16 protein-coding genes and 1 pseudogene are annotated in these 18,398 nt (G+C 64.7%); 8 read left to right on the top strand and 9 right to left on the bottom strand.

Annotation, left to right across the window (positions count from 1 at the left end):
- Positions 1–251: 251 nt before the first annotated feature.
- From EV137_RS13560 to EV137_RS13550, 3 genes are read left to right on the top strand one after another with little or no spacing between them, the layout of a single operon-like run.
- Positions 252–2,210, top strand: a complete 1,959-nt coding sequence (locus tag EV137_RS13560; RefSeq protein WP_134128912.1) for an APC family permease — start codon at positions 252–254, stop codon at positions 2,208–2,210.
- Positions 2,211–2,215: 5 nt separating this feature from the next.
- The gene (locus EV137_RS13555; protein ID WP_166679856.1) at positions 2,216–3,634 is read left to right on the top strand and encodes a sensor histidine kinase; all 1,419 of its coding nucleotides are present in this window, start codon (positions 2,216–2,218) and stop codon (positions 3,632–3,634) included.
- On the top strand, positions 3,631–4,305 hold the full coding sequence (locus EV137_RS13550; RefSeq protein WP_134128908.1) for a response regulator: 675 nt from the start codon (positions 3,631–3,633) through the stop codon (positions 4,303–4,305). Before EV137_RS13555 ends, EV137_RS13550 begins: the two co-directional genes overlap by 4 nt.
- 29 nt (positions 4,306–4,334) lie before the next feature.
- On the opposite strand, the gene EV137_RS13545 is transcribed toward EV137_RS13550, so the two are convergent.
- From EV137_RS13545 to EV137_RS42000, 6 genes are all read right to left on the bottom strand, one after another.
- Positions 4,335–4,586 carry a hypothetical protein gene (locus EV137_RS13545; protein ID WP_134128906.1) on the bottom strand — a complete coding sequence of 84 codons (252 nt, stop codon included), beginning with the start codon at positions 4,584–4,586 and terminating at the stop codon, positions 4,335–4,337.
- A 46-nt stretch (positions 4,587–4,632) separates the two neighbouring features.
- Positions 4,633–5,403 (bottom strand): MerR family transcriptional regulator, encoded by a 771-nt coding sequence (locus EV137_RS13540; protein ID WP_134128904.1) that lies wholly within the window; start codon positions 5,401–5,403, stop codon positions 4,633–4,635.
- A gap of 15 nt (positions 5,404–5,418) precedes the next feature.
- The gene (locus tag EV137_RS13535; protein WP_134128902.1) at positions 5,419–6,180 is read right to left on the bottom strand and encodes an ABC transporter permease; all 762 of its coding nucleotides are present in this window, start codon (positions 6,178–6,180) and stop codon (positions 5,419–5,421) included.
- Positions 6,181–6,189: 9 nt separating this feature from the next.
- Positions 6,190–6,960, bottom strand: coding sequence for an ABC transporter ATP-binding protein (locus EV137_RS13530; protein WP_134128900.1), 771 nt, complete (start codon positions 6,958–6,960; stop codon positions 6,190–6,192).
- Positions 6,957–7,412: a DUF1048 domain-containing protein gene (locus EV137_RS13525; protein ID WP_134128898.1), complete on the bottom strand. Its 456-nt coding sequence runs from the start codon at positions 7,410–7,412 to the stop codon at positions 6,957–6,959. The genes EV137_RS13530 and EV137_RS13525 overlap by 4 nt, the downstream gene beginning before the upstream one ends.
- A 92-nt stretch (positions 7,413–7,504) precedes the next feature.
- Complete coding sequence (locus tag EV137_RS42000; protein ID WP_134128896.1) at positions 7,505–7,732, bottom strand: LuxR C-terminal-related transcriptional regulator; 228 nt, start codon at positions 7,730–7,732, stop codon at positions 7,505–7,507.
- A 2,748-nt stretch (positions 7,733–10,480) separates the two neighbouring features.
- Between EV137_RS42000 and EV137_RS13510 the strand changes: the two genes are divergently transcribed.
- The 4 genes and pseudogenes from EV137_RS13510 to EV137_RS41995 form a co-directional block, all read left to right on the top strand.
- Positions 10,481–10,816 (top strand): hypothetical protein, encoded by a 336-nt coding sequence (locus EV137_RS13510; RefSeq protein ID WP_202870912.1) that lies wholly within the window; start codon positions 10,481–10,483, stop codon positions 10,814–10,816.
- Positions 10,817–11,660: 844 nt separating this feature from the next.
- Complete coding sequence (locus EV137_RS13500) at positions 11,661–12,104, top strand: hypothetical protein (protein ID WP_134128892.1); 444 nt, start codon at positions 11,661–11,663, stop codon at positions 12,102–12,104.
- Between the two features lie 88 nt (positions 12,105–12,192).
- On the top strand, positions 12,193–13,542 hold the full coding sequence (locus tag EV137_RS13495; protein WP_134128890.1) for a chymotrypsin family serine protease: 1,350 nt from the start codon (positions 12,193–12,195) through the stop codon (positions 13,540–13,542).
- A 471-nt stretch (positions 13,543–14,013) separates the two neighbouring features.
- A pseudogene (locus EV137_RS41995) lies at positions 14,014–14,169 on the top strand (PDDEXK nuclease domain-containing protein); the annotation flags it as partial.
- 293 nt (positions 14,170–14,462) lie between these two features.
- Here the strand turns inward: EV137_RS41995 and EV137_RS13485 are convergent.
- Entirely contained in the window at positions 14,463–14,936 is a 474-nt protein-coding gene (locus tag EV137_RS13485; protein ID WP_134128888.1) for a helix-turn-helix domain-containing protein, read from the bottom strand.
- Positions 14,937–15,264: 328 nt separating this feature from the next.
- Between EV137_RS13485 and EV137_RS13480 the strand changes: the two genes are divergently transcribed.
- Positions 15,265–15,957: a tyrosine-type recombinase/integrase gene (locus EV137_RS13480; protein ID WP_202870911.1), complete on the top strand. Its 693-nt coding sequence runs from the start codon at positions 15,265–15,267 to the stop codon at positions 15,955–15,957.
- Here the strand turns inward: EV137_RS13480 and EV137_RS13475 are convergent.
- A complete protein-coding gene (locus EV137_RS13475) occupies positions 15,904–16,413 on the bottom strand; it encodes a hypothetical protein (RefSeq protein ID WP_134128886.1) in 510 nt (169 codons plus the stop codon). The genes EV137_RS13480 and EV137_RS13475 overlap by 54 nt on opposite strands.
- Before the next feature lie 88 nt (positions 16,414–16,501).
- Positions 16,502–17,458: a hypothetical protein gene (locus EV137_RS13470; protein WP_134128884.1), complete on the bottom strand. Its 957-nt coding sequence runs from the start codon at positions 17,456–17,458 to the stop codon at positions 16,502–16,504.
- Positions 17,459–18,398: the final 940 nt, after the last annotated feature.

Below are 18,398 nucleotides of genomic sequence, written 5' to 3'. Positions count from 1 at the left end.
CCGATGCCGGCGGGATGTCACCGGTTGGCCCTTGGCCCCGGCAGCGAAGGCGCCTTCGGTTTGGCAGCGGTCGCTTCGGCTATTTGACGACGTGCGTCAAGGCTGCGTCAAGGTCGACGGGTCCGCTGTTAGAAGGGCGTCAAGACGGGAACTGCGTCGCATCGGGGTCGGCTTGGCTTGGGGTTGTGAGTAGCCGGATTCTTCAGGTGCCCAAGCGTCTTCTGGTAGGTCGCCCGATTCGCAGTGAGCTGATGAGCGATCAGCTGCTGCCGAAGAGGCTCGCTCTGCCGGTCTTCTGCAGCGACCCGCTGTCGTCGAACGCCTACGCGACCGAAGAGATCCTGCTGATGCTCAGCCTCGGCGGGCTGGCGCTGTTCCACCTGACCTGGTGGGTAGCAGGCGCCGTCATCGTGCTGCTCCTCGTGGTGGTCGCGTCGTACCGGCAGACCTGCCACGCCTACCCGAACGGCGGCGGCGCCTATGCGGTGGCCGGCGCGAACCTAGGCCGGGACGCGTCGTTGATCGCGGCCAGCGCGCTCCTGGTGGACTATGTGCTCACTGTCGCGGTGTCGGTGGCGGCCGGGGTCGCGAACATCGTGTCGGCGTTCCCGGCGCTGGTGCCGCACGCTGTGAGCGTGTCGGTCGGGTTGGTCGCCGTACTGGCGTTGGTGAACCTGCGCGGGGTCCGCGAGTCGGGGACGGTGTTCGCGATCCCGACGTACGGCTTCGTGGTCAGCGTCTTCATCATGATCGCGGTCGGCCTGGCCCGGATGGTCGGTGGCGATGCTCCGGCCGCGGAATCGGCGTCGTACGGGATCCGGCCGGATCACCAGGCGACCGGGCTACTGCTGGTCGCCCTGGTTCTGCGGGCGTTCGCGTCCGGCTGTACGGCGTTGACCGGCGTGGAGGCGGTGAGCAACGGCGTACCCCACTTCAAGAAGCCCAAGAGCGACAACGCCGCCAACACCCTGGCGATCATGGGCGGGCTGACTGTGACCATGTTCGCCGGACTGACCGCACTCGCACTCGCCAGTCACGTACACGTCGTCGACGACACCGCCCGCCTGATCGGCGCACCCGACGGCTACGCGCAACGCACCGTCATCGCCCAACTGGGCGCCGCGGTATTCGGCGGCGACTCGATCCTCTTCTACGTCGTCCAGGTGTTCACCGCGGCGATCCTCGTGCTTGCGGCGAACACCGCGTTCAACGGGTTCCCGATCCTCGCCTCGATCCTGGGCGGCGACGGCTATCTGCCGCGGCAGTTGCACCGGCGCGGCGACCGATTGGTGTTCAGCAACGGCATCGTTATCCTCGCCGCCCTCGCGGGCCTGCTGATCTGGGCCTTCGACGCCAGTACGACGCGATTGATCCAGCTGTACATCATCGGCGTGTTCGTGTCGTTCACGCTCAGCCAATGGGGCATGGTCCGGCACTGGACGACCCGATTGAGGCCGTCCGACGGCGCGCTCGCACCGAGCGGGGCGGCCCGGCGATCGATGCACCGCGCCCGGCTCATCAACGGTGTCGGCGCGGTCTTCACCGGCCTGGTGCTGATCGTCGTACTCATCACCAAGTTCAGCCACGGCGCGTACATCGTGGTGATCGCGATGCCGTCGCTGTACCTCCTGATGCGCGGGATCCACCGCCACTACGGCCGGATCGCCGTCGAGACCCGGCCGCGGCCCGGCGGCGTCACGCTGCCGGCGCGGATCCACGGCGTCGTCCTGGTGTCGAGGCTGCACGAGCCCACACTGCGCGCCCTGGCGTTCGCGCGCGCGACCCGCCCGACCACCCTGACGGCAGTGACAGTGGACCAGAACCCGGACGAGACCGAGGCCCTGGTCCGGGAGTGGGACGAGCGGCGCATCCCGGTCCCGCTCAAGATCCTCAACTCTCCGTACCGCGACATCACCGGGCCGGTGCTTGCCTATGTCAAGGACATCGGCACGAAGAGCCCGCGCGACGTGGTGTGCGTGTTCATCCCCGAGTACGTCGTCGGCCATTGGTGGGAGCAACTACTGCACAACCAGAGCGCGCTCAGGCTAAAAGCACGCCTGCTGTTCCAGCCCGGTGTGATGGTCACCAACGTTCCGTGGCAGATGGGCTCGTCGGAGGCCGTTCAAGGACCTTCGGGACCAAGCGGCCGGGTGAGCCCCACCAAGAACGACCTGGCCGAGGACACGCCGAAGCCCGCTGTGTCACGCTAGCCAATGTGGCGCACAGGGAGAGTCCCCATTCCGCGGCCGGCCGCAGGGCCTTGCCGCGCCCGGCCACCGGCCTTTCCCCGGTACGGCGATCGGCCGGCCTCGCCGTGGCTGCCCTCGGGCTGCCCATCGTCACGGTCGTCCTCGTCGGCCTGCGCTCGCAACTGGCCCTCGAAAGCGTGCTCCTGCTGTACCTGCTCGCGGTCGTCCTCGTCGCCGTCATCGGTGGCATCCTGCCCGCTGTCGTCGCCGCGGTCCTGTCGGTCCTGCTGGCCAACTATTTCTTCACCCCGCCGTTCCACACCCTTTTCGTGGAACAACGCGACAGCGTGGTCGCCCTGGTCGTGTTCGTGCTCGTCGCACTCACCGTCAGCATCACGGTCGATCTCGCCGCACGCCGGCGGGTGGCCGCCGTCCGTAGCGGGATGGAAGCACAGATGCTCTCCGACCTCGCCGCCCGTCCGGTGACGGAACGATCGCTGGAAGGCGTCCTGGAACAGGTCCGCGAGACCTTCGCCATGACGTCGGTGGCGTTGCTGGTACGCCGCGGCGAACACGACCAGATCGGCGCCATCGTCGGCCCGCCCCTGCAAGGTCATCCCACCATCACCGCGGCCGCCGGCCCGGGCCTGCGTCTCGTTGCCGAAGGCCCCGAACTGTTCGCCGAGGACCGCGGACTGCTGAACAGGTTCGCGATCGCGGCGGCACGGGCCTGGGACACGCAGCAGCTCGCCGGCGAGGCGCGCGGACTGGCCGAGGTCGACCGCCTCCGTACGGCGCTGCTCGCCGCGGTCGGGCACGACCTTCGCACGCCGCTGGCAGGAATCAAGGCAGCCGTCTCGACGCTGCGGCAAAAGGACATCACCTGGTCCGAGGCGGAGCAGGCCGAGCTGTACGAGACGATCGAGGACTCCGCCGACCGGCTCGACGATCTGATCTCGAACCTGCTCGCGATGAGCCGCCTGCAGGCCGGTGCGCTCTCCGTCGACCTCGTCCCGACAGCTCTCGACGAGGTGGTCGCACGCGCGCTGATCCACGTCCACGGCGGCGCCGTACAGATCGACGTACCCGACGATCTGCCGCTCGCACTGATCGATGCCGGACTGCTCGAGCGCGTCATCGCCAACCTGTTCGACAACGCACGCCGCTACTCACCGCCAGGCGCCGCCATCCAGGTTCACGGGTCGGCCGAGACGCCAGGCTGGGTTGTCCTGCGTATCGCCGACTCCGGCCCCGGCGTGGCCGCCGAGGCCCGGGACCGGATGTTCGCGCCGTTCCAGCGGCTCGACGACCGGTCCGCAGGCGGTGTCGGTCTCGGACTTGCCCTTGCCCGCGGCTTCACCGAGGCGATGGGAGGCCGCATCACACCCTCGGAAACACCCGGCGGAGGACTCACCATGACCTTGTCATTGCCGGCGGCACCATGACTCGGCTTCTGGTCGTCGACGACGACACGCAGTTGCTGAGGGCCCTCAGGATCAACCTGCGCGCCCGGCAGTACGACGTCGACACCGCTCCCGACGCGGCGACCGCGCTGACCGTCGCAGCCCGGTTCCCTCCCGACCTGGTCATCCTGGACCTCGGCCTGCCGGACATGGACGGGATCGAGGTCGTGCACTCTCTGCGCGGCTGGTCCTCGGCCCCGATCCTGGTGCTGTCCGCTCGTGGCGCACAGGCGGAGAAGGTCACCGCGCTCGACGCCGGTGCCGACGACTACGTCACCAAACCGTTCGGCATGGACGAACTGCTCGCTCGCATCCGCTCCGCGCTCCGCCGCGCCGCCCCGGCCGACACCGCACCGATCATCCGCACGGACGCCTTCACCATCGACCTCGCCGCGAAACGACTGACCACCGGTGAAGGCGAGGTCCGCCTCACCCCGACCGAATGGCATCTTCTGGAGATCCTTGTCCGCAACCCCGGCAAGCTCGTCAGTCAGCGGCACCTGCTCCACGAGGTGTGGGGACCGTCGTACGAGACCGAGACCAACTACCTGCGCGTCTACATCGCGCAGCTCCGGCGCAAACTCGAGCCCGATCCTTCCCGGCCCAGGCATCTCCTCACCGAACCCGGCATGGGCTATCGCTTCCAAACCTGACCGGCTGTCCGTGAAGACGCGGCCAGGAGCTAGTCGAGGAGGCGGTCGAGCGCTTCCCCCGCTTCGTCGTACCCGGCGTCCCGGATCCGCTGCAGCTCGAGCAGATCGCCCGCGGCCACCGCCCGGCGCGTCAGATACTCGCCGGCCCGTTCGCAACCCTCGTCCAGCAACTCGTTCAGCGCTTCGACATCGCCGCGCTCCTCGGCCAGGTCCGCAAGCTTGTTCTGCGCCTTCTCGTTTCCCTCGTCGGCCAAGGCCCGCAAGACATCCCAGTTCGTCATGACCTCATGGTCCAGCATTGACGCTGCGTAAAGGTCAAAGCTGTCCTCACGTGCGGCGGGCAGGGACGCGCTCGACCCGGGTCCAGCCCCTCCAACCTCGCTCCTCCAGGATCGCTCGCAGCCGCTCGGCGACCGGTGAGGAATTGGCCGCGGTCGCGTCGAGCAGGTCGACGAACTGGTCGTCGAAGAAGTCGTCACCCATCTCATCGGCCTCGAAGGCGCGAGTCATGAGGCGGTCCATGATGTCGGCGAGTTCGACAACTCGTGGATCGTCGGGCGGCCAGTCGACCACGGTGCTCAGCAGTCGGTAGAGCTGCACCATGTCGGGGTCGTCGAGATCCTCGTGCTTCTTGGCGATGACGGTATCGATCAGGTGCGGCACCTGGGCGGCGATCATGATCCAGGCGTCCCGCTCCAGCGCGATGTACCGCTCATCGATGCCCAGACCGCGCAGCCGGTCGAGATAACCCACCACACTGGCCGGGAGTGCCAGCTGCTCCCCAGCAGCGAGCCGTGCGATCCGCTTGCGATTGTTCTGCAACCGCCGAATCTCAGCCCGCAGCGTCTTGTCGATCTCCTGGACGCCCTCGGCGAACTCCTCCGGGCCGGCGTCGAGCAGCTCCTGCACCCGGGCCAGCGGTACGCCGGCATCGGCCAGCGTATGGATCCGGATCAGTCGCACGACCGCGCCGGCGTCGTACGTCCGGTATCCCGAATGGTCGCGCTCAGGCTCCACCAGCAGCCCGATCTGGTGATAGTGGCGCACGGCCCGCACCGTGACCCCGGCGTACCCCGCTAGCTGACTGATAGTGAGCATGGGTCCCAGCCTGCCTCAGGCGATCTTCCGGCGATAGGTGACCAGGGCGAAGCCGTACGCGACCACGAGAATGCCGGCGCACCAGGCGAGGGCGATCCAGATGTCGTTGCCTACCGGCTGCTCGGTGAACAGGTTCCGGATGGTGTTCACGATCGACGTGACCGGTTGGTTCTCGGCGAACCAGCGCACCGGGCCAGGCATCGTTGCGGTGGGCACGAACGCCGAGCTGAGGAACGGCAGGAAGATGAGCGGATAGGAGAACACGCTCGCGCCCTCGACCGACCCTGCGGACAGGCCCGGGATCACAGCGATCCAGGTCAGCGCCAGAGTGAACAGCAAGAGGATGCCTGCGACGCCGAGCCAGGCCGGAACCCCGGCACCCGAGCGGAATCCCATCAGGAAGGCGACGCCCACGACAATCACCAACGAGATCACATTGGCGACCATCGAGGTCAGCACATGCGCCCACAAGACGCCCGACCTCGCGATCGGCATGGACTGGAACCGCTCGAAGATCCCGCTCGTCATATCCATGAACAGCCGGAACGCGGTGTACGAGATACCCGACGCAATCGTGATCAGCAAGATGCCGGGCAGCATGTAGTTGATGTACTTGGTCGAGCCGGTGTCGATCGCGCCGCCGAACACATAGACGAACATCAGCATCAGCGCGATCGGCATGATCGCCGTCGTGATGATGGTGTCCACGCTGCGCGTCACGTGGCGCAACGTCCGTCCTGTCAGTACGGCGGTGTCGCCGAAGAACTGCGTAGCCATGGGTACTCCCTACTTCTTTGATCCGACGACGGCGAGGAACACGTCTTCGAGGGTCGGCTGCTTCTCGACGTACTCGACCTCGGCGGGCGGCAACAACTGCTTGAGCTCCGCGAGCGTGCCGTTCACGATGATCCGGCCCTGGTGCAGGATCGCGATCCGGTCGGCGAGCTGCTCGGCCTCGTCCAGCGTCTGCGTCGTGAGCAGTACGCTCGTGCCGCGCCCGGCCAGGCCCTTCACGGTCTCCCACACCTCCAGTCGCGCCTCCGGATCGAGCCCGGTCGTCGGCTCGTCCAGGAAAATGACCGGCGGGTTCCCGATCAGGCTCATCGCAATGTCCAGACGGCGGCGCATACCACCCGAGTACGTCGACACTCGCCGCGCGCCGGCGTCCGTCAGCGAGAAACGCCGCAGTAGATCGTCCGCGATCGCGCCCGGATCCTTGAGGTGACGGAGCTTGGCGATCAGCACGAGGTTCTCACGGCCGCTGAGGATCTCGTCGACGGCGGCGAACTGCCCGGTGAGGCTGATCAACTCTCGCACGTCCGACGGCTGAGTGGCGACGTCGAAGCCGTTGACGCTCGCAGTGCCCGCGTCCGCTTTCAGAAGCGTGGCCAGGATCCTCACAACCGTGGTCTTCCCCGCTCCGTTGGATCCGAGCAGCGCGAAGATGCTGCCCGGCGCCACATCGAAGTCCACGCCGCGCAGTACCTTGAGCTCGCCGTACGACTTCTCCAGACCCTGCACGCGAATCGCCGGACCGGTGTTCGGTCGTGCGGTCATGACCGTATCCCCCTGCCGTCTGCTTCGGCGCGGCCGATGGCCTTGACCAGCCGCTCCCGCTCCCTGGTGATCTCGCGCTCGACTTCTTTGTAGAACCCGCGCTCGATCGCACTGATCGACTCGTCCCGCTCGCGACTGATCCACCGACCGTCCGAGTAGTTCCGGAAGAACGCCTCGGCGAACTCCACCGGAGCCTCCCCGACTACCGCCCGGACCGGCGTACCGTCCGCCGCGGCCCGCTCGACCAGCCCGGCCAGATCCTCGAGCATCGGCATCACGACGTCCACCGGGAGATCTCCCTTCGTGATCGCCCCGAAGTACGTCAGATACCGCTCCAGCCCCTCGGCCGCCGTCCGGTAGTTGCCGGGAAGCGCCTTCACCCGCCCCTTGTACCGCCGCCACCGCCGCTTGTCGCCAAGATCGCCGACGAGCTTCTCGATCAATGTCGTCACCACTTGCCTCCTCCTTGAAGTAGCTGCACCCAACAGGGTGGAGGGTTGACGCAACGTCAAGGTCAAGCCAGGCCGCTGGCATCAAGGACTCTTCAGCTGGTTCGCGAGTTCCGCGCTCGAGCGGACGTCTTGGCGGACCTGAAGAGCTCTGCCGCGACCTCTCGATTGGAGTGACCCGCGGCGACGAGCTCAGCCACTCGGCATTCCGTTGCCGCGAGCACCGAACTCGTATGGGTGCAGTCAGAGGGGGTCGTCCTCGTCCCGAGCTCGCTCCGCCGTACGTGTTGTGTCCAACGCAGCGAAGGCTCCGGCGGCCACATTCAATCTCTGTTGGCCAAGGCCTTGTGGCCGACGCGACGGCAGACCTGTCCCAGGACCAGCTGAGTCCGCACCGCCTCGAACGGGTACTCGGATGCCATTTGATTCCCAAGGTGGCGAAGTACGGTCAATGCGTTGTCCATGTCGCCTCGCCCTGCTGCGAGCAACGCCTCGGTGGCTCAGTTCCGACCACGACAGGATCGCCCGTTAGCCTCCAATCAAGTACGCCGTCCTCGACGAGCAAGGCCCACCAGCCGGTGTACCAGGAACTCCGCGACGACCGGCTCGCGAGATCAGGCCCCAGCACCCGCGCCCCCCGGCCAGGGCGGCGCCGAGTAGCCGACAGTCGGATCACGGCGAGCACAGGACCGACCGGATCCACGGCCTCGACGACGGTGCAGCTACACAAACCCGGTGGCCGCATCATTGATTGCGGCAATAATAGGCATCTATGCGGGTTACATGCTCGATGTTATCTCGAACGCCTATGCTGAGGGCCACAAGCTGCGGTTACGGTTCGTATGGGCAAGGCATCCCGACGCTCGGGGGCTTCTGGCTCTATGTGCGTGAATAGTGAGGAGCGGCAACCGGTTCTTTGGATCGAAGCCCTCAAATTGGAGCGTCATCGTGGTCTTCGCAATTCTCGCGCTAGTAGGCGTGGCGCAGGCCATGTTCTACGCAAATTCAGGATCTCGGCAAAGGGGGTTGGTAGCTGCAGTCGCCTGTGGCGCTGTCGTCCTGATTAGCTTGTTCCTCAAATATCGTGACCGACGAAGACCCGACACCCTGAAGGAAGACGAGTCGAAGCCCATATAGGCACGGGTCACCGAGAGCGTCCCTTTGCAGTTGGCTGTTTGCTCGGGCACACCCCGGCTGCGCGGCCTGCAACAGGGAGGGAGGTTACGTCCGACGCATGCGTCCGCGCGCGAGGTGTCATCCCCGCAGTCGGAACTGGATGAGACCGGAGATGACCCTCGGTGGTAGGTGACGTCAGCGTCGGCTATTCAAATCTCCGAGTCGGAGATCGTGGAAAGGCTTGTACGGGAGGGTGCAGCATTCAGAGGAGTAGGCTTGTATGGATGCGGTTGAAGGCAAGGCGCAAGGGGCCATCGCCCGAGTTCGACTATGCACTTAAAGCGGGGGGAGCGTGGGGTGGGCGGCAGGAGACTGCAGTCACGGTTCAGATGGTTTGACTGGTGACGCGGCGGTCGGGCGGCTGCAATGAAATGGATTTCAAGTTCAAGGTGGAGATTCCTGGCATTTGCGTATCTCATCGCCTTTCCTTGCATGACGCTGGACGTCGTTTGGATCCTGCTCAATCAAATGGGTGGGGCGAGCGAGCATGCATTCGTTCCTGGAACGATTTTGTTCGTAGCCGGGCAATTTACTATGGCTTCGATAGCATTTACCGGACGACACTTTGCGGTGGCTTCGCGGTGCCCGCGACAGAGTGGGTACGACAAGAATTGGCTGGACCTCACCCTCGGCCGGGATCTGGGATCTGCCTTCCGGGCGGCCAGACTGGAAAGGGAAAGTCTGAGCGTGAATACAGCGTCGCTGTCATCTGTAGATCGTGTCAGGAATTCCGAAGGAGTGACCCGTGTGATACATCGCCGGAAATCACCTCCCCGCAACGGGAACACAGCGGACGCTCGGGTCTGGAGAGTTGGACTGCTCGGAGGATCACTCCTGTGTCTACCCTTCTGCGCTGCTACAGCCTGGACGCTCATTGACAGTGAAAATTGGCCGATCCGCGAGATGTGGCCAGTCCTCGCCATTATTGGCCTCTCCACCATCGTCTTCCTACGGCCGGAAGTTCGGGTAACTTCGGACGAACTCGTGATTCGTGGCCTGGTCGGAAGCCACCGGATCCCTCGAGACCAGGTGGAATATGCTGAATTCACGACCAGTTGGCTACTCATCCATCTACGTGACGGAGGCATCGCCCGGGCGAGGATGCTTCCCAAAATGAGTTCGACCGAGTGGAGCGGTGGCGCAGCAACTCCTGACAGCGTGGCCTACCAAATCACGCAATGGGCGAAACACGGCGAACCGGGCGCGTGATCAGTCTGAACCGATGATGGAAGCTGTTCGTGTTGGTCTTCGCGATCATCGACCCGCTCGTCGCAATATGGCGGCACTACGACTACTGTGTCTGGCCGAAGTTACCAGGCCTCTGACAGGAACGTGTATGTCTATCTCACGGCGCTCAGTCCTGATCGTGGTCGCGATCAGCGTCCTCGCATTGGTCCTCTTGCTGTTCATCCAGTCGTTCCTGTTGCTGACTGTCGTAGCAGCTGGAGCTGCCTTTGCCGTCGGTCAGCTTGTACCACCTCAGGTTCGCCCGGGAACCGGAAAAATGCCGCTGCAGCGACCGCCGCTCTGGGGGCTCCTGCTTCTAGGTGGAATCTTCCTGGTGGGCGTCGCACTGTCCGGATACGTCGCGCTCGGAGGGGGCGCCGGCACTCAGACTGTCGCCGGATGGATCGGAGTTGTTTTCCTGAGCTGTCTGGGAGCGTTCATCACTGTTGTGCTACGGAAGGTTGACCAGGGCGCCAGCTGTTGAGCCACGTCCGCTGTACCTGCTGGCCCGCAGGTGCAGCGGACGTGATCCGATCACGAGGGTGAAGGCACCTGGGTTAACGATCTTTCGTCGGTGCATTGGAGTCGGTAAGTAACGCGCGACCAGCCGCCTGTCGGGCCTGTCGGCGCCGTCTCATCGGGCCGCCTCGATGGGGGAGCGCCCGGAGATGGACACTTCGGCGCGGCTAGTGCTCAGCAAGGAGTGGGGCGTCGCGGTCGAGTCCCTGATCTACCGATGCAGGGAAGTCGGCGCCATCTCCGAGCCGGCTTACAGACGCGCGTTCCAGCGTCTCAACCAGCTTCGGCAACTCAACCTCTTCGGGGCCGAGCCGATCTCCGGGTATCCAGGCGAGGTCCCCACGCTACTGCGGCGAGCTTTCGAACTCGCAGAAGCCAACGGACTGAGCCTGCGCGACCTAGCCGACGAACTGAAAATCAAACTGCCGCGGCTGCGCCTCCTGCTCGGACAGGAAGACTCACGGCCACAGCTCCGACTCGTGTAACCCCGCTCGGAGGGAGTGCGGCGGTGCACCCGAAATGGTGCGCGGTCACGATTGATGAGAAGACCAGTGTTCCGGTACGCGCCGACGGATCGGGTGGGTGCTGTCTCTGCGCCCTGCCCTGGTTCAGAAGGTTAGAGGCTTCCTCTCCGAGTATGACGTCGAGACGTCCCACGAGGCCAGCCACGGCGCGGGTCTCCGAGACCGATGGCCCGGTGGTCAGCCGACAATTGGCTGTGCAGCTGCGTCTCGGCTTCAAGCACACCAACGGTCCGGTCGCTGAGCAATAGGTAGAGAGAGTGGGCGACTTTCGCCGAAGCAGGACACGACCCGAGACCCCTCACCGCGGCCGCACACGAGCGGGACCTCGAGCACGGCCTCATCGACAACTTGCAGCAGACCCTGTCCGAGTTCGGCCGCGGCTTCAGCTTTGTGGGTCCGGGAGGTGCACCTCGACGTCGACGGGAAAGACTTCTACATCGATCTGTTGTTCCCTTAAGCCTTCGCAACCATGTCCACGACGTAGTCCACATGGAGACACCGTTTGAACGATGGTTACTGACTGCTGTGATCCGGGGTGTTGTCGACGCGGCGTGAGCGGACGGCGCGATCGGGGTGAGCCGATGACGCCAGTGGCGGCTGCTTGAACCTCTGGCGCTGGGATCGTCTGTAGCGTTGAATGAGAATTGGCTGCAACTTGCACCCGGTTCTGTCAACCGCGACGCGGCAGCGTCCCGCAGGCACCGGAGATAACAGACGTGGGCGGCCCGCCATGCAACTCCAAGGGGGTCTCGCTATGGACAGGCATGACGCGCCTAGCGCCCGGTCAAGTTGTGACCCTGATGCCATGTCGCTGCCGACGGCGGCCGAGACGGTTGGGCGAGCGTTGGGGAACTGGATCCATGATCACCGGGACGACCCCGGCGCGGGCGGCGTCCGGGTCCTGAAGGATCGCAAGACCGTCCTGGTCTATTGGAAGGGTGTAGTACCCGACGGTCTCCAGAGGCTGGCAGCCAGCCAGGCAGTACCGGTGACCTTCCAGCCGGCCGCATATTCGCGCGCCGAACTCACCGCGGCCTCGATCGCCGTGATGGACAACAATCCCGGGGTTGTGTCCGCCGCCGGAAGCGAGCCCGACTACTCCGGCATCAGCGTCGTCGTGAGCGCCAAAGCCCCAGCGAACGCCTTCGCCCAACTCAAGGCGACCGGCAGCGTCCCCGTCACCCTCCGCTGGATCGGCGACCCCACACCGCTTAGCAACACTGCAGCCGAGCAGGGCATCAGCAGTTGATTGCCTAACGCCTTGCAGGAAGCTGCAACGATCGAGGCCTACACATCCGGGCTAGACCTGTCTACCGTCGGCAGCGGGGGTGGGTTAGATGTCTAGAGTCAAGCCAGTCAGAGCAATGTTGATCACCGCCGTCGCCGTTGTCGCGATCACTTGCGCGGCGACCGCGAATGCAGCAGGACCGATCAGACAGGGTGGTGATCCGAAAGACCCAGTTGGTCCGTTCCCTGCCGAGTCGGTGCCGACGGCGGCCGAGACGGTTGGGCGAGCGTTGGGGAACTGGATCCATGATCACCGGGACGACCCCGGCGCGGGCGGCGTCCGGGTCCTGAAGGATCGCAAGACCGTCCTGGTCTATTGGAAGGGTGTAGTACCCGACGGTCTCCAGAGGCTGGCAGCCAGCCAGGCAGTACCGGTGACCTTCCAGCCGGCCGCATATTCGCGCGCCGAACTCACCGCGGCCTCGATCGCCGTGATGGACAACAATCCCGGGGTTGTGTCCGCCGCCGGAAGCGAGCCCGACTACTCCGGCATCAGCGTCGTCGTGAGCGCCAAAGCCCCAGCGAACGCCTTCGCCCAACTCAAGGCGACCGGCAGCGTCCCCGTCACCCTCCGCTGGATCGGCGACCCCACACCGCTGGATGGCCGCGCTACGACGGATAGCCGTGCCACGACAGCGAATGGCTGCCCAAGTCCGGCGCGATGCGGAGACTGGGCCCCCTTCTTCGGCGGCGGCCTGATGCGTATCCAGGGCGTGTCGAACTCGGCCTGTTCGAACGGTGCATCTCTCTACGCAGGCAGCTACAACTACATGTCCACGGCCTGGCACTGCAGCGCTGACGGCAGCGGCACATGGGTGGGATACGACAGCAGCAGCACCATCGGGACAGTGAAGGACAACACTCACATCAAGGCCGACCATGACTTCATGATTATCGGAACAGCGTCAAACCTCGGGAGGATCTGGTACGGGGACTGGAAAACAACAACCTCGGTACGAGTGGCAGGCGTGGAGCACCCCGAGTCTGCGTCAACAGGCCCGGTGGCATGTAGCTGCGGCGCCTCCGGAAACGGCCATTACCAGTACATTATCCATGACAACGACTATTGGACGGTCCGCGGCCGTCGAGTGGGACCTGGTTTTTACGTCGAAGAATATCCGGACCGCTGCGTCAACCACGAACCCTACTGCGACCTCTATCCAGCTACTGGCTGGGTTCAGAACTCAGATTCCGGCAGCCCGATTGTCCGCGGGTCAAGCTACTACCTAGTGGACGGTTTCCTGTCGGCAGGCGGATGGGGCCGGTCACCGTACTGTGCGCCTGGTCGACACCCTGGATTCGACGGGTCTCAAGGAACCTGTTTCACGGAGTATTGGGCTAGCTACGCAGATACCGATATTGCAACCTTCAATGGGACGCTACACATCAAGACAGGCTGACGGACAGCTTCGTGAGATCCGCCGGCAAGAGGAGCCCCAAGTCCACAATTGCGATTATCGGCGACCGCGATACGCCGCAGTGGCTCGGCATCGAGTCGATAGACAGACTCGAACTCGGCGACCAGCCCACCGAACCTCAAGCGGTATCGGTGACCCACCGCGGACCCGCGAGCGAAATCGCCGACGCCTGCCAACAATGTACGTCCCCTCCAACAACGCAGCATCGAGTCCTCCGGCGTTCACCGCCAACTCCAGGTCGGCTCCGACGACCCTGACAACGTGGTGGTCGAACCGCAATGCCCAATTCGGGAAGCCAGCACAGGCTGCAACTGAGGGCCCCTTGGGTCTGCCTCGCGAACACCGTCCACGATGCAGACCCCCAGGTCACACCCCTGATCTCGGAATTTGAGCTTAAGGGAACATCTGTTCTTCCACGCCGACCAAGTTCGCTAGGTCGTCGTCGAGCTCAAGATCGGCTCCTTCGAGCCGCAGTACGCCGGCCAGCTCGGCTTCTACGTCTCCCTGGTCGAGGATCAGCTGCGCCGCCGTGACCGCCACGCACGGACTGTCGGCATCCTGCTGTGCGCGGAACGGAGCGACCGCGTCGTACGGTACGCCCTGGCCAGCGCTGCACACCCGATCGCCGTCGCGGAGTACACCTTCGCCACCCGCGACCCAGCAGAGTTGCCGACGGCCACTGAACTCGCCGACGTCGTGGACACCGTTCTACTGTCCGACAGCGTCGACATCGCCTTGACCAAGGACCAGAAAGACGACTGATCGACGACCCATGCTGATCGCGCTGCCGGACCCGTCCTGCAGCGCCAGCCTGCGGCCGGGCGGTGCCGACTTCGTCGCCGCCGTGAAGCCGTAGGGCGTGTCTGGCACTCGTGGTTCTTGGCCATCGAGCCCCGCCTCCGTCACGGCAGCGACTCCGCCGCAGCCTCGGCCTCTTTGGCCCGTAGGTACATGTCGAGGTGGTGTTCGTCGATCCAGTACCGCCCGGCCTTGTCCTGGACGGCGGGGAGCAGACCGTCCCTTGCCAGGCCGTAGACGCGCGAACGACTCAGACCAATCCGCTCCGCCGCCGAAGACGTCGACAACCGGCCGCTCCGAGCGGGCAAACCTCGGGCGCCCGGCGGCAGTCTGTCCGCGTACCGCTCGACCTCGTCGCGGAAGACCGGGCGTAGTGCGCCCGGCCACGAATAGAGCTCGCCAGCGGCGACGAGTTCCCGGCCGAACTGGATCGGCCGCTTCAGGATCCGGGCCGCCTCGGACAACGGGATCCGCTCACCGCGGTCACGCAGCTCTTCGGCGTCGCGACCCCGGATCTGGTTGTAAGAGTGCGGTTCGCCGTACGTCGGGATGCGGCCCTTGGCCATCAAGCGGTACATCACCTGATCTGGGAGGCTGCTCTTTCATGTCTGGAGGTGTTTTGGGTTCTCGACCACCACGCACGTCGGGGAGTGAGTGGGTCTCGGCCGCGGTGGCGGCAGAGATCGTCGGTGTCGACCGGGCCGCACCGACGGTCGCCGCGTCCAAGGCCTCCTGGATGTCGGCTGGAAACCGCAGGGACTCTGCGACCTGGGCCATCACATCAACCAACTCGGTCATACATGTTTCGCAGTTCTTCACAGATCCCCCTCGCTGGTCCCCCACGAACGGGTCTGGTCCGCGCCGATGCCGTTCCTGTTCTAACGCCCGCTGATCAGCGCTGGAGCGATGAGCTTTCAAAGCGTCAGGGAGACAATCACCCGGCAATGCGAACAAATCGCCGCGACGAACCCAGCGTTCACCGGCCTCCGGTTCACCCCGCACGACTTCCGGCGCCTGTTCGCGCCCGAACTGGTCAACAACGGTCTGCCAATCCGCATCGGCGCCAAACTCCTCGGACACCTCGACCTGGCCACTACCCAGGGCTACGTCGCGGTGTTCGAGGAGGACACCGTGCGGCACTACCAGCACTTCCTGGCCCGCCGCCGCGCCCTGCGACCGGACGACGAGTACGGCCCGGTAAACGCCGATGAGTGGTCGAAGTTCGAGGAGCGCTTCGACAAACGCAAGGTCGAACTCGGCGACTGCGACCGCCCGTATGGCAGTCCCTGCCAACACGAGCACGCCTGCATCCGCTGCCCGATGCTCCGCATCAATCCAGCGATGCTTCCGCGACTGACAGAGCTCGAGACAGACTCCAGGCACGCCGAGACCGAGCGTCAGCCGAGGGCTGGCTCGGAGAGATCGAAGGCATCGACCTCACCCTGCGGCTCCTCCGCGAGAAGCAAGCCACCGCCGAACGCATCACCGCGAACAGCGCCGCAAACTGTGTGGTCGACCTCGGCATGCCAGGCATCGCGGCGGGGGCTAAGAAATGACGATTGCTTCCGCAGAGGTGGCCTGGAGCTTCGGCGGGAGTGAGTTGGCCCCCTTGGGCGGCACGTCGCCCCCGCGGAGCACGTACTGATCGCCTTGCAACTGATACACGCCGACGTCGCCCGCGATCAGGTAGCGGTTAGGGGCAGCATCATCGGCACCGGTGCTCGGAGTGAGAAAGACCAAGTACTCAGCACCTGGTTCAAGGACCTTCGACATGTTGCCGACCATCTCGGCGGTGCCAAGCTGCCTGATCTCAATAGCCGTCGCTGACGCAACTTCTCCCCAGAGAACCTTCGTCACCGTCGCACTCGTCACCGTTGTCGGAAGCCGCGCGATCTCGCCTAAGACTTGTTCCCCGGCGATGACCTTGACGACAGCGAAACTGTCAGCGCGCAACTCCGCGAACGTCGTGTAGTGCTTCACGTAGTCGACGTGGAGTCGGCGCACCGGATCACCACCCGAGGGCCTGCCGGGTGTCGGAGTCATCTGCGTCGGCATCTGCTCTGGCCGGCGACAGCCGGGTGAGGCGCTGCCCCGTCATCGGCGAGGATCACGGCCGTGACCGCTGCCGCAGCCAGGCCCACGATCACCCGGATCTCCATTCGCACAGCTCGGTCCCATTGGCGCGAAGGGCGAACACGGTGGCATCGGGGCCTGGTGCCAACGCCGTAACGCCTTCCCAAGCTTTCACTGCAGTCCCAGTTCCTCCAGCGGCAGGTGCCTCGCGACTGTTCAACTGAAGGGTCGCGACCTCGGTTCCTACGGCACGTTCCAGAGTGTGCCTGGATGGGCTGTACGCGACCTCGGCTTCACCGTTGTGTGCCAACAAGGCATGCGCGGAGGGATCCGGTACGAGCGCCGTCGACAGGGGTTCGCCAGTGTCGGCCTTTACCAAACCGTTCTGAGTCAGCGCGGCGATGGTCCCGCCAAGATCGAAGAGACCGTTCAATGGGATAATGTCCGTGTGCTTCGTTGTGCTCGACGCAATTGCTATGACGTCTGTTGCCGACTCGTTAGATAACCAACCTGGTGCCACGATCAGTGCACTACCCATTCGAGCGATTCTCTTCGTACCCTCGTACCCATTGGGCAAGTCAAAGGCTCTCGCCGTTGTGCCGTCGCTGGACACCCGTTGGAGATAGGGAACGTTGAGACGGGCGATCAGCACCCCGTCGCCGTCCGCAATGAGGGTTGAAATCCAGGTTCCAGCCAGGGGCTGGGCCGTGTCAACTGCTCCAGGGAGCCGACCTTCGGCATCCGCAGAGATCGACGTTGTGGTGATCGTCTCTCGGATTGGATCCCAGCGCGCGACAGCGTACGGCAGATTGACCCATACAGCGCCATCGCTGGTAATAGCAGTGGTCGCGACGAGGCCATTGTCGCCGGAGTCCGGCAACGGATACTGACGCTGTTGTCCAGTCGCGAGATCATAGCGATGGAGGCCTGATTTGCCTCCGATTTCCATGACCGGGAACCATAACGCGTCCTTCACCTTGTCGAAGGCGAGGGAGTAGGCTGGAGCGTTCAAACGTTCCAGCACCACGCAGTCCGTCACCTCCGCGGCCGAATGACTCGTTGGGACCTGGTTGCCGCAGGCCGAACAGAGTACTCCGATCGCGACGAGAACACATATCCGCATTCTCCATGTCCGCAAGGCCTTGAACGGATCCAGCTTCGAGCGCCGAGGCGCGTACGGCTGCCGCGGCGGCGGCCACGCCGAACTCGGCGCCTGCCGAACGGTGCGCCAGCCTACGCCGTACTTGCGCTCCAAAGCCCTGTTCGACAGACCCGCCTGCGAATCACGGCGCAGGCCGGCATACAACTCGACCTTCGACTGACGTGGCCGCATCGGTTGCGCCCCCTCACTGAGCACAACGATCCTCCCACCACAAACCCGTCAGTGACGCCAAAATTCGCTGACAACTTCCGGCCCAACCAGCAGGTGCCGTCACAATTCACGGAGATCTGACGTCACAGAACACTGTCGGCGCCACTCGACCATCACGGGACTTGACTAGTGCAGAGAATCTTCGCGCCGACCTTGATGTCCTTGGCCCAGAAGGGCAGCAGTCTGTTGACCGGACTAACGAACGACAGGCGCACCTCACGCCAGTCCACGACGCGGCTGGTCGAAGCTACGAGGCGTCGAGCTAGGTGCGGGCACGTATGCGGCAGGGCCGATCGACGCGCACGATGCGGACACCTGATGATGGATTCATGGCAGGCCGCGTTGAAGCCGCGATCAGGGCAGCCGTCAAACCTGGCGAGCCGCTGAGCACTCCCACCGGTCGGGGACGGTTCTCCGTGGCGCGATACACCAGCGAGGGATTGGTGCTGCTGCTCGGTCAGCAGGAGGCGTGGACCCCTCTGCCGTGGAGAGCAGTAGAGGAAGTTCCAGCCGTGCTGCGCGGCCGGTCGTGGGTGCCTATCGGTATGACTTATTCGACGGATGCGGTGGAGGGCACCCTTGACGCACACCTGAA

Origin of the sequence: Kribbella pratensis (assembly GCF_004366075.1) — a bacterium.
Lineage (GTDB): Bacteria > Actinomycetota > Actinomycetes > Propionibacteriales > Kribbellaceae > Kribbella > Kribbella pratensis.
The sequence above is the reverse complement of the archived record's forward strand: the minus strand, read 5'-3'. Positions and strand labels throughout refer to the sequence as shown.

Bases quoted from the DNA above. Each gene is read 5' to 3' on its own strand.
- EV137_RS13540 (WP_134128904.1), bottom strand. From the start codon at position 5,403: ATGCTCACTATCAGTCAGCTAGCGGGGTACGCCGGGGTCACGGTGCGG.
- EV137_RS13485 (WP_134128888.1), bottom strand. From the start codon at position 14,936: ATGTACCGCTTGATGGCCAAGGGCCGCATCCCGACGTACGGCGAACCG.
- EV137_RS13560 (WP_134128912.1), top strand. From the start codon at position 252: ATGAGCGATCAGCTGCTGCCGAAGAGGCTCGCTCTGCCGGTCTTCTGC.
- EV137_RS13480 (WP_202870911.1), top strand. From the start codon at position 15,265: ATGAGCTTTCAAAGCGTCAGGGAGACAATCACCCGGCAATGCGAACAA.
- EV137_RS13550 (WP_134128908.1), top strand. From the start codon at position 3,631: ATGACTCGGCTTCTGGTCGTCGACGACGACACGCAGTTGCTGAGGGCC.
- EV137_RS42000 (WP_134128896.1), bottom strand. From the start codon at position 7,732: ATGTGGCCGCCGGAGCCTTCGCTGCGTTGGACACAACACGTACGGCGG.
- EV137_RS13500 (WP_134128892.1), top strand. From the start codon at position 11,661: ATGTCGCTGCCGACGGCGGCCGAGACGGTTGGGCGAGCGTTGGGGAAC.
- EV137_RS13545 (WP_134128906.1), bottom strand. From the start codon at position 4,586: ATGACGAACTGGGATGTCTTGCGGGCCTTGGCCGACGAGGGAAACGAG.
- EV137_RS13475 (WP_134128886.1), bottom strand. From the start codon at position 16,413: ATGCCGACGCAGATGACTCCGACACCCGGCAGGCCCTCGGGTGGTGAT.
- EV137_RS13535 (WP_134128902.1), bottom strand. From the start codon at position 6,180: ATGGCTACGCAGTTCTTCGGCGACACCGCCGTACTGACAGGACGGACG.
- EV137_RS13495 (WP_134128890.1), top strand. From the start codon at position 12,193: ATGTCTAGAGTCAAGCCAGTCAGAGCAATGTTGATCACCGCCGTCGCC.
- EV137_RS13510 (WP_202870912.1), top strand. From the start codon at position 10,481: ATGGACACTTCGGCGCGGCTAGTGCTCAGCAAGGAGTGGGGCGTCGCG.
- EV137_RS13530 (WP_134128900.1), bottom strand. From the start codon at position 6,960: ATGACCGCACGACCGAACACCGGTCCGGCGATTCGCGTGCAGGGTCTG.